Genomic DNA, 9,808 nt, shown 5'->3' with positions numbered 1-9,808 from the left:
AGGCTGGCCCGCGTCTGACATCGAAGCCCTCATGCCCTGGAACTTCAGGTCCGACGCCATCGGCTGACCGCTTACGACCAACGGTCGCGACGCGTTTTCGAAAAGCCTGTCAGAGGTGCTGCAGCGCGACCTGCCGGGGTTCCTGACACGCGACATCGACAAGGCCCTGTTTGCCGAGCTGATGTCAGCAGCTACCCCGGCCTCATTGCAGCCGTCCCCTCCCACATCCGACGACCACACACCACCGAACGGAGACAGCCGATGAGACAGACACGGCTTGCATGGATTGCCCTGAAGACCATGACACGCGCGGCAGGACGCGATCCACTCTGGGCCATCGTCGCCCTTGTCACCGCCCCGTTTCGTCATGCACGGTCGGTGGTCATGACCAGCGCCGGCTTTCTGGTCATCGCGGTAATCGCCTTCGCCAGTGTATAGCGCGGCAATCAGGATGAGACGCGGGCGACAATCTGGATGAGATTCTTAGGTCGCGGTCGGGATCAAGTTATCATGCTGATTGCCGCTGACAAGTTCTTCGTTGTTTTCTGATTGCCGCTCCGCGACAGACATCGTTGAGGTCCTGATTGTCGCAAACGAAGCCGGTCGCCCCCGTTGACGCTTTTCTTCGAGCGCGGTTCTGCGGCGGTAACTCTCGACATTCATCTCGAAGATCGTCGCATGGTGCACGAGCCGGTCGACTGCGAGCGTCATGGCCGGATCGGGAAAGACCCGGTTCCATTCTCCAAACGGCTGGTTGGCGGTGATCAGGATCGATCGATGCTCGTATCGTGCCGATATCAGTTCGAAGAGCACGCTTGTTTCCGCCTGGTCCTTGGTCACGTAGGCAAGATCATCGAGGATGAGCAGGTCGTACTTGTTAAGCTTGTCGATGGCGGATTCGAGCTGCAGTTCCCGGCGGGCGACCTGGAGCTTCTGCACGAGATCGGTGGTCCGGGTGAACAGGACCCGCCATCCGTTCTCGATCAGCGCAAGACCGATGGCAGCGGCGAGATGGCTCTTTCCTCCGCCGGGCGGACCGAACATGAGGATGTTCGCTCCCTTGGCGAGCCAACTGTCGCCGGCGGTAATTGCCATGACCTGCGCCTTCGAGATCATGGGTACAGCGTCAAAAGCGAAGCTGTCCAATGTCTTTCCGGGCGGCAGATGCGCTTCCGCGAGGTGCCGTTCAATCCTGCGATGGGCACGCTCTGCCAGCTCATGCTCGGCAATCGCCGAGAGGAAGCGAGCTGCTGGCCATCCTTCCTGGTCCGCCTGCTCGGCAAATTGCGGCCACAGCGTTTTGATCGTCGGCAGCCGAAGTTCGTTGAGCATGATGCCAAGCCGTGCTTCATCGATCGCGTGGGCGTTCTTCATGCGGCCTCTCCCGTCCCGATCAGGGCCTCATAACCGTTGAGCGATGCGAGCTGCACATGCACGGTCGGCAGTTTGGCTGGATCCGGGCCGAAGAGCGTTCGCATGGCGACCAGATCCGGTAATTCGCCGGCGTCCAGGGTCCTGGCCAATTCTTCGGCAAGTTCGCGCTCGCAACCGCGGTCATGCGCCAATGCCAGAAGCTCGACGGTGATCTTGCAAGCCTGCTTGTCGGGAAGATACTCGATGAGGGCTTCGAAGGCCTTGCGATATTCCTGACGCGGAAAGAGCTTGTCGCGATAAACGAGGCCGCGGAGCGCCATCGGCTTTTTGCGCAGGGAATGGATGACGTGGTGATAGTTGACGACCTGGTCATGCCGGCCGTCAGCATGGCCGCGTCCACGGCGCAACGTCATCAGGTGCGTACCGCCAACAAAGACATCCAGCCGATCGTCGAACAGGCGAACTCGTAACCTGTGGCCGATCAAGCGGGACGGCACGGTGTAGAAAACCTTGCGCAAGGTAAAACCGCCGGTGCGGGACACCGTGACGACAATCTCTTCGAAGTCCGTGGTCCGGCGCTCTGGCAGCGCCTGCAGATGGGATCGCTCTGCATCAATGCGCTTGCGATGGTCAGCGTTGCGACGGCTGACGATCTCGTCGACAAAGGCGCGGTAGGAACCGAGATGGTCGAACTCCTTGGTCCCCCGCATCAGCAGGGCATCATGAATGGCATTTTTGAGATGGCCATGGGAGCTTTCGATCGAGCCGTTCTCATGTGCGACGCCCTTGTTGTTGCGCGTCGGGGTCATTCGATAATGGGAGCAAAGCTGGTCGTAACGGTGGGTGAGATCAACCTTGGCGTCGGCGTCGAGGTTGCGGAATGCCGCCGACAGGCTGTCGCTGCGATGATAAAGCGGCGTACCGCCCACGGACCACAGGGCATTTTGAAGCCCTTCGGCCAGCGCGACAAAGCTTTCCCCGCCGAGAATGACATGGGCATGTTCGAAGCCCGACCAGACAAGCCGGAAGTGATAGAACAGGTGATCAAGCGGCTGGCCGGCGATCGTCACACCAAGACCGCTGGCGTCGGTAAAATCCGAAAGGCCCAGCCGGCCTGGCTCGTGCGTCTGGCGGAAGATGACCTCCTGCGCTTCGCCATGGACAGCCCGCCACGACCGGATGCGTCGTTCAAGCGTGCGGCGGATACCTTCAGAGAGTTCTGGATGTCGGCGCAGCATCTCGTTGTAGACGGCGACGGCACGGATGCCGGGTGCGGCCTTCAGCAGCGGGACGACTTCAGTTTCGAATATCGGCTCCAAGGGATCAGGGCGGCGGCGTCCACGCGGCGCTTTGCTCTGAGATGGTAGTTGTACCTCCTTGTCGAGGCGGTATGCCGTGGCTCGGCTGATCGACGCTTTTGACGCGGCGACCTCTACGGAATGCGTTTGTCGGTACTTCATGAAGAGTCTCATCTGATGATCGGTTACATGGCGACCCGGCACAAACTGGTTCTCCAATCCAGAAAACCGCAAATGTACCGAACCGACCGCGATCATGAGACGCCGAAAATCTGCGCCACGCCGGGGTATGACTACGATCGGGCTACGCCCTCACTCCGTCACACCCCGGCGCGAGTCTCATCCTGATTGACGCTAAATCTCACTTAGATTGCCGCTGTGCAGCCAGTGTCCGCTTCCTGATCCACTGGATCTCCGGCGATCATCCCGACGTGCTGATCCTGCGTATCGGCGATCTTCTACTGTTGATCTTTCTGTTGCTGGTGCTGTTTCGGCTTGTTACCAACCCGCTCATTCTCCACTTTGGCGATACCGACGGCGGGACGCATGGCTCCGCGCGCTTTGCCAATGCCAGGGAAATCGCTCCGCTCGCCAAAGCTCAATCCGGTCTGTTGATCGGTCGTGATGCGCAGACAAACCGGCTGCTGCGCTACGATGGCCCAGCCCATCTGATGACCATGGCGCCGACCAGAACCGGCAAGGGGGTCGGCACCATCATTCCCAATCTTCTGACCGCAAAGCGCTCGGTGATCTGCATCGATCCCAAAGGCGAGAATGCCGTGATCACAGCGCGTGCGCGCCAGATGTTCGGGCCCGTCCATATACTTGATCCCTTCGGCGTTACCGGCCACTCCACCGCGTCTTTCAATCCGCTGAACGGGCTTGATCCCGACAGCATCGATCTTGCCGACGACGTCAACACACTTGCCGACGCGCTGGTGTTCGACGAACCCGGCATGGGTGGCGAGGCGCACTGGAACGAGGAGGCAAAGGCGCTGATCGCCGGCCTTATTCTTCGCATCGTCGCGAGCGAACCGCCGGCACAGAAAACGCTGTCGACGCTGCGCCGTGATCTGACGCTCGCGCCGGAGCGCTTTGCATCCCTGCTTACCTACATGCAGGAAAGCGAAGCCGCTCGCGGGCTGATCGCGCGCGCTGCGAACCGACATCTGGGAAAATCCGATCGCGAGGCAGCCGGCGTTCTTTCCGCCGCGCAGCGCCACACCCATTTCCTCGACAGCCCGCGCATGGCAGCATCTCTCGCACGCTCGGATTTCCGTTTCAGCGATCTGAAGACCAGAACCATCACGGTCTTTCTCGTCCTGCCGCCAGACCGGCTCGCCAGCTACGCGCGGTGGCTGCGGCTGCTCGTCACCCAGAGCCTGATCGAAATAGCCGTCTCGACCGCCGCCCCGCCACTTCCTGTGCTTTATCTGCTCGACGAGTTTGCAGCACTTGGCCACCTTGCGGCTGTCGAGCGCGCCATGGGGCTGATGGCCGGATACGGTGTCCAGCTCTGGCCGATCCTGCAGGACATCCATCAGCTACGCGCCACCTATGGCCAGCGGTCCGGCACCTTCTTATCGAATGCCGGCCTATTGCAAGTGTTCGGCGTCAACGATCACCAGAGCGCGCGGGTGATCTCGGATCTGCTAGGCCAGGAGACTGTCGTTTTCCAGACCATGGCCCGATCGCTTGATTCCGACAGGTCTGGCCTCTCGTTTAGTCAGCAGCATGTCGGCCGCCCTCTCCTCACCCCCGATGAAGTGCGCAACCTCCCGGCACGGGCGCAGTTGCTGTTCCTTGCCGGTCAACGGCCGGTCATTGCGCAGAAACTGCGATATTTCTCTGATCCAGAGTTCGCTTCCCTAGCGAACCTGGACAGGACGACCGCGTCATGACTTCTCTTGATCCTATGGTCGAAACGGCAGACCGCGACGTCAAGCCAGGGCTTGCAACCACCACCGCAGCACCTCTTGCGCTTTCCGATCCGCCGTACCAGAATCCCTCCCGTGCCGATCACGGCTCACAGTCGCAGGTAAGGTCTTCCCCATTGGTACTCGAACAACTCGATCATTTGCCCGTCGGCAATCGGCGCGAGATTGCCCGCGTTATGCAGATCATCTTCGAGGAATTCGACGCTATTCAGAAGGGCAAGCTCTCTAGCAAACGGCGCCCCGGCCGAATCCTCAAGTTGATCCTCTACGGCTCGTATTCCCGGGGCGACTGGGTTGAGGACAAGAACTCTGGCTATAAGTCCGATTATGATCTGCTTGCTGTCGTCAACACACCGGCCTTCGCCGATGATCACGACATTTGGAGGCGCATCGACGAACGGCTGTTGAAGGAATTCTCGATCACCGGTCATCTCGAGACCTCAGCCAAAGTCATTGCTCACAGCCTCATGGACGTCAACGACCGCCTGGCGCGCGGCCTGCCCTTCTTCATGGACATCGCCCGCGATGGCATCATGCTTTACGAGGAGCCGGGACACCCGCTGGCGGAGCCGAAGCCTCTCACCCCCGATGCGGCCCTGGCTGAAGCGCAGCGGCATTTTGAGCAGTGGTTTAAAACGTCCCAAGGTGCGTTGGAAGTCGCGATGTTCGCCTTGCAATCGAATAATTGGCGCGATGGAGCGTTTATGCTCCATCAGGCGACAGAACGCGCCTATCACTGCACGCTTCTAACCCTGACGCTTTACAGTCCCAAACTCCATCGTCTGACCGAACTGCGGCGGCAGGCAGAGCGCGCGTCCTCAAAACTGATCGAGGCCTGGCCACAGGACACGAAGTTCGCGCGACGCAGTTTCACAAGGCTCGATCGAGCCTATGTCGATGCGCGTTATTCTGCCCATTACGAGATCACCACAGAGGAACTCGACTGGCTTGTAAAGCGGATCACCATCTTGCAAAATCTCGTCAAGCAGGTGTGCGAAGCGCGACTGAACCATTTGGACCCCAACGGGTACTCATGGCCGAGGTGATCGCTTCCGCCACTCCCGCCGGCAGACATTCCGAGTACCACGCTAGACAGCGCACTTGACGGTTCCGGTGAGGATGACCGCAGATAGCGTTTGTTGATTTCATTGGAAGATTCACCAGCTCACACCGAACAGTGCCAGAGCGGTGTTATGATTCGGCATCTGTGCTTTGTGCCGCCGACCATTCGCGCGGTAGACAACGCCATTAAAGGAGCTGGACATGGCCTGGTATAAGGATCTTGCAGAGTGGTCAATACAGCGCCTCGGGGCCTTCCTCGGTCACGGGGCGTCGATCCGCACCGACGAGTTCGAGGTAAAGGCTGCGACAGCGGACGGGGTGATCCGCCTGCTGAGGGAGATCCGTGACATGCAGCCACGTGATCCCGTGATCCCCATGCACCTGGTTATTGAGACGCGGGCCATCAGGTCGCTGAAAACCGTCGCAGGATCGATTTTGGAACCATCGATGGATGGGGCAGAACCTTCTGAAGATGCTTTACAGAAGCCGCTTAATCGCCCGGCCACGCGTAGGGAATATCCTGACCGTGTAGAAGGATCCGCAAGACCTCGACCGTATCGCCGATGACACGGAACGCGATGGCCGCGCTTAGCTCAAAGCTATAATGTGGAGACCAGGCGGCATACGATCGCGGACCGTTCCTTGCTCCGAGAATGTCTGCAGCGACATACATGCTTCCTCGATGCCGGCAAGATAGTCCCCTTTCATGCCCGGCTTCTTCGGCCGATGTAGAGGTAAAGCTGCTTGAGGTTTTCCGCTGGTGTCGGCCGGAAAACGATCTTATGCAACACCTTTAGGCGCCTTTGCAGATGCAGAATGCAGCGCCCTCAGATCTGCAAATACCTGGTCGGCAGGAGTACACGGACGGAGGTCGTCGATTGCCTCTTTGACATTGGCGCGAAGGACCTCGTGCAGCGCAGCTTCCTCACGGTCCAGGACGCGCAAAGCCGCGCGTACCAACCTTGTTGGCGAACATTGCAGGCACTCGATGCGACACGTACATCGACGCTCGCCTGCTGTTTACCGAGGGTGATCGTAAAGGGTCTGCTTGGTGCGATGGCATGGTTCCTTCCCCGACCATTATAGCACGTGTACGACAGTGTCATACTTTTCCTTACAAGGAAGCACTCCAAAAAATTCAAGCAAATGTCAAAAACAAGCGCAGCGTTTTTGAACCCATTTTAATAGTTTTAAAGAAAAGACGTTTTAATATAAGTTTTAAGTAAAATTGCTTAAATAAAACAGTTAGTTGGAGGGGATTTTCGGAATGAAGTACGGTTTTGACAGAACGATGTACGGTGATTGACAGAATGATGTACGGCGTTGACGGAACGATGTACGGTTTTTGCGGATCGAAGTACGGTAGACCGTGACATATCCCTAGCACATGGGGCCTAACCTCTATTAGGCCAGTCTCCAAGACATTTTTTGTCAAAACAGGGCGGATCGAAGTACGGTGATTCTGCCAAAAAGTAGAGCCAGAGAGCGAGCCATTTTTGTCAAAGGATGGAGGAACGAAGTACGGCGCCTGACAAAAATCAGGTAAGCGCGGGAAGGTCCATTTCGATGGCCACGCTACGGGTCCGCTTTGTCATGTGAAGCATCAGGTCATGGCCACGATCTTCGAGCGACAGGTCATAGTCGGGCAGCGGCGTGGTTTTGGCGGTGTTCACGATCTCCTCAATGGTGCGCCGGAACTTTCGCATCGGGACCTTGGCCCCGCTCCGCTTGTGCAGCTCCTTGAGCGAGTAGCAGGCGACCGTTTCACCGGCTGCCTTGCGCGCCAGGCGATAGATGAAGCGCGCAATGGGGCGCGACAGCAGGAAGTAATCGGGATTCAGTGTCAGGATGGTCGGCTTGCCGTCGGGGCGCACAACACCCTCGAAGACCCAGTCGGGGATCTCTATTTCGACCTGGTCGATACGGTCCTGTGACGTGCGGCTTACGACCTTGTAGCGTCCGATCAGGGGAAAGGACTCGGTTGCTCGGCGGTCACGGGCGTCCTTGTCGCCTTTGAGATTGGTGATCCGGATATGGGTCGCCTGCAGGCGAGCGAGTGCCCGCTCGAGATCTTCGTACTGCTTGCCACCCAGCTCGCGCCGGCAGAACTTCAAGATTTCGGCGGCTGCCGGCCGGTATACCCGTGGCGGGATGCTCGGCTTGAGCCCCTTAGCCTCGTCGACGCGGTAACGGCGGGTTGCCTCGGCTAAATAGGAAATCATGTTGATGACGATATCGTAGTCGTAGGCGGTGGCCAGTCCTACTTCGGCGCCCCCCTCGATCGTGATGATCGAGTCTTTAAGCTCGTACCGGATAACACCGGTTCCGCCGGATTTTGCAAGCGAGAATGGTGCGATGTCCATGAGGTTAAAGTCGTCCTTGACCGGCGCGTCGCGCACCTCGGGGACAAAAAACATCAGCTGGGCGTCATCTAGCGGCGCCGCTCGCGTTATACCCCCGGGACGGCGCGTGGCCGGCAGCTCATGCTCAAGGATTTTCCTGACCTCGTCAGTACGGATGCCGTCGGCGATGCGTTCGAGTGCGCCACGCAGATGGCCGCCGAGTTCAGCCAGCTTAAGATCAGCCATGGACCGGCGGCTGTAATAGCGCCGGAGCCGAGCCAGGGCGTCCTTATCGAGTTCGACAGCCCCCTCCCCTCGCGCGGCCATGATCTGGGCGGCAACATCCTGTAGGTAGGCGTTCTTGCCGTGCAGCGACAGTTCGGCGAACGCTTCGCGGGATTTGAGATTGAGCTTCTTAGAGGCCATCGTACACCCTAGTCCGCTGGCTGAGTCTTGCCAACCGGTCTGGGCGCTTTCCATCGCATCCCGTGCCTGCATTTCCAGCAGTTTGCTAAGCTACAGGAAAGTCAGGCTGCTAATAGATAGCTACTAGATACCACAATAGTAACTAGTAGCTACTCGTTATCTAAAAATACTATTGGGTAGCGGATAGCTACTGCCTACCATTGGCTAGCTGGTAGCTATCTGTTAGCTTTTCCGGCATAGGGTGAGACGAATTGAAAGGAAAAGCCGATGCCTGTGATTTCATTTGCCAACCCCAAGGGCGGCGCGGGTAAGACGACCTCAGCCCTGTTGCTGGCCGGCGAACTTGCCTCACTGGGCGCGAGCGTCGCCATCATTGACGCCGATCCCGAGCGCTGGATCTCCCAGTGGGGCGCGCTGCCAGGTAAGCCGCCCACGGTCACCGTTGTCAGCGACGTCAGCGAGGACACCATCGTTGACCTTGTCGAAGAAACCGCGGGCGAGCACCAGTTTGTGATTATCGACCTTGAGGGTACCGCGAGCCTCATGGTCGCGCATGCGATCGGCATGTCCGACCTGGTCGTGATCCCGACCCAGGGCGCATCGATGGACGCCAAGGGCGCATCCAAGACGATCAAGCTGATCCGCAACCAGGCACGTCTCGCCAAGCGCGAGATCCCCCACGCCGTCCTCCTGACCCGCGTCAGCGCAGCCGTCGCGTCGCGTTCGCTCAAGAACGTAAGGGAGCAACTGGATGCGGCCGGCATCGACGTGTTCACGAGTTCGATCGTCGAACGTGCGGCGTATCGCGACCTTCTCGATTTTGGCGGGCTTCTCGCCAACCTTGACCCGAAATTGGTCAGCAATCTTGAAAAGGCCATGCAGAATGCTCGGGAGTTTACAGAAGAGGTCGTAGCTCGTCTCAAGAGCGCGGCAGTGCAGGGGAGGGCGGCCTGATGAGCACACGTCCAAGCCTCGGGTTCGACGACGAAGAGGCACCGGCTGCTCAGGCCGCAGCTTCTGTGTTGGATCTAAGTGGATTTCAGCCCAAGTCGGTTACTAGGCCGGACAAGGAAAAGGTCGCAGAGGCGGCTGAGAAAGCCAACTTCAAAAGCCGGGAGGCGAAGCCTGCGACGGCTGTTACTCCCCCCCTCGCACGCCAAAGCCGGCGCCGGCGCACCGGACGCTCCGCGCAGCTAAACCTAAAAGTGAAGCCGGAGACGATTACAGCCTTCTACGCGATTGCAGATGCACAGGGCTGGGTACTAGGCGAAGCCTTTGAACGCGCTGTAGATCTTCTCGAGAAAAGTCTGGACGGGTGATGGGCCGCAGGAAAGGCTTTGCATAAACCGATGACAGTTGGAAGGCGGTT

General features: G+C 58.8%; 9 protein-coding genes. 6 read left to right on the top strand and 3 right to left on the bottom strand.

Features of this window, described 5'->3' with window-relative positions:
- The first annotated feature begins 261 nt into the window (after positions 1 to 261).
- Positions 262 to 438: a hypothetical protein gene (locus AC1Q6Z_RS33175; protein ID WP_492650476.1), complete on the top strand. Its 177-nt coding sequence runs from the start codon at positions 262 to 264 to the stop codon at positions 436 to 438.
- A 45-nt stretch (positions 439 to 483) separates the two neighbouring features.
- Here the strand turns inward: AC1Q6Z_RS33175 and istB are convergent, their stop codons facing one another.
- Both istB and istA read right to left on the bottom strand, forming a co-directional pair.
- Positions 484 to 1,374, bottom strand: coding sequence for an IS21-like element ISRel5 family helper ATPase IstB (istB, locus tag AC1Q6Z_RS33170; protein WP_492650475.1), 891 nt, complete (start codon positions 1,372 to 1,374; stop codon positions 484 to 486).
- Positions 1,371 to 2,876, bottom strand: a complete 1,506-nt coding sequence (istA, locus tag AC1Q6Z_RS33165) for an IS21 family transposase (RefSeq protein WP_492650479.1) — start codon at positions 2,874 to 2,876, stop codon at positions 1,371 to 1,373. Before istA ends, istB begins: the two co-directional genes overlap by 4 nt.
- Before the next feature lie 236 nt (positions 2,877 to 3,112).
- On the opposite strand from istA, the gene AC1Q6Z_RS33160 reads away from it, so the two are divergent.
- The 3 genes from AC1Q6Z_RS33160 to AC1Q6Z_RS33150 all read left to right on the top strand — a co-directional run bounded on the left by AC1Q6Z_RS33160 (position 3,113) and on the right by AC1Q6Z_RS33150 (position 6,238).
- Positions 3,113 to 4,573: a type IV secretory system conjugative DNA transfer family protein gene (locus AC1Q6Z_RS33160; protein WP_492650478.1), complete on the top strand. Its 1,461-nt coding sequence runs from the start codon at positions 3,113 to 3,115 to the stop codon at positions 4,571 to 4,573.
- Positions 4,570 to 5,655, top strand: coding sequence for a HEPN domain-containing protein (locus AC1Q6Z_RS33155; protein WP_492650474.1), 1,086 nt, complete (start codon positions 4,570 to 4,572; stop codon positions 5,653 to 5,655). Before AC1Q6Z_RS33160 ends, AC1Q6Z_RS33155 begins: the two co-directional genes overlap by 4 nt.
- 217 nt (positions 5,656 to 5,872) lie before the next feature.
- Positions 5,873 to 6,238 (top strand): hypothetical protein, encoded by a 366-nt coding sequence (locus AC1Q6Z_RS33150; RefSeq protein WP_492650473.1) that lies wholly within the window; start codon positions 5,873 to 5,875, stop codon positions 6,236 to 6,238.
- A gap of 971 nt (positions 6,239 to 7,209) precedes the next feature.
- Here AC1Q6Z_RS33150 and AC1Q6Z_RS33145 read toward each other — a convergent pair.
- Positions 7,210 to 8,439 (bottom strand): replication initiator protein A, encoded by a 1,230-nt coding sequence (locus tag AC1Q6Z_RS33145; protein ID WP_492650472.1) that lies wholly within the window; start codon positions 8,437 to 8,439, stop codon positions 7,210 to 7,212.
- Between the two features lie 267 nt (positions 8,440 to 8,706).
- Between AC1Q6Z_RS33145 and AC1Q6Z_RS33140 the strand changes: the two genes are divergently transcribed.
- On the top strand, positions 8,707 to 9,393 hold the full coding sequence (locus AC1Q6Z_RS33140; protein ID WP_492650471.1) for an AAA family ATPase: 687 nt from the start codon (positions 8,707 to 8,709) through the stop codon (positions 9,391 to 9,393).
- Positions 9,393 to 9,758, top strand: coding sequence for a stability/partitioning determinant (locus tag AC1Q6Z_RS33135; RefSeq protein ID WP_492650470.1), 366 nt, complete (start codon positions 9,393 to 9,395; stop codon positions 9,756 to 9,758). Before AC1Q6Z_RS33140 ends, AC1Q6Z_RS33135 begins: the two co-directional genes overlap by 1 nt.
- Positions 9,759 to 9,808 lie beyond the last annotated feature (50 nt).

The sequence above is a fragment of the Shinella sp. GW835-FHT14H05 genome (assembly GCF_058793575.1).
The sequence above is the reverse complement of the archived record's forward strand: the minus strand, read 5'-3'. Positions and strand labels throughout refer to the sequence as shown.

Excerpts from the sequence above, each read along its gene's own strand:
- AC1Q6Z_RS33135 (WP_492650470.1), top strand. The coding sequence starts at position 9,393 with ATGAGCACACGTCCAAGCCTCGGGTTCGACGACGAAGAGGCACCGGCT.
- AC1Q6Z_RS33175 (WP_492650476.1), top strand. The coding sequence starts at position 262 with ATGAGACAGACACGGCTTGCATGGATTGCCCTGAAGACCATGACACGC.
- AC1Q6Z_RS33140 (WP_492650471.1), top strand. The coding sequence starts at position 8,707 with ATGCCTGTGATTTCATTTGCCAACCCCAAGGGCGGCGCGGGTAAGACG.
- AC1Q6Z_RS33150 (WP_492650473.1), top strand. The coding sequence starts at position 5,873 with ATGGCCTGGTATAAGGATCTTGCAGAGTGGTCAATACAGCGCCTCGGG.
- AC1Q6Z_RS33145 (WP_492650472.1), bottom strand. The coding sequence starts at position 8,439 with ATGGCCTCTAAGAAGCTCAATCTCAAATCCCGCGAAGCGTTCGCCGAA.
- istB (WP_492650475.1), bottom strand. The coding sequence starts at position 1,374 with ATGAAGAACGCCCACGCGATCGATGAAGCACGGCTTGGCATCATGCTC.
- AC1Q6Z_RS33155 (WP_492650474.1), top strand. The coding sequence starts at position 4,570 with ATGACTTCTCTTGATCCTATGGTCGAAACGGCAGACCGCGACGTCAAG.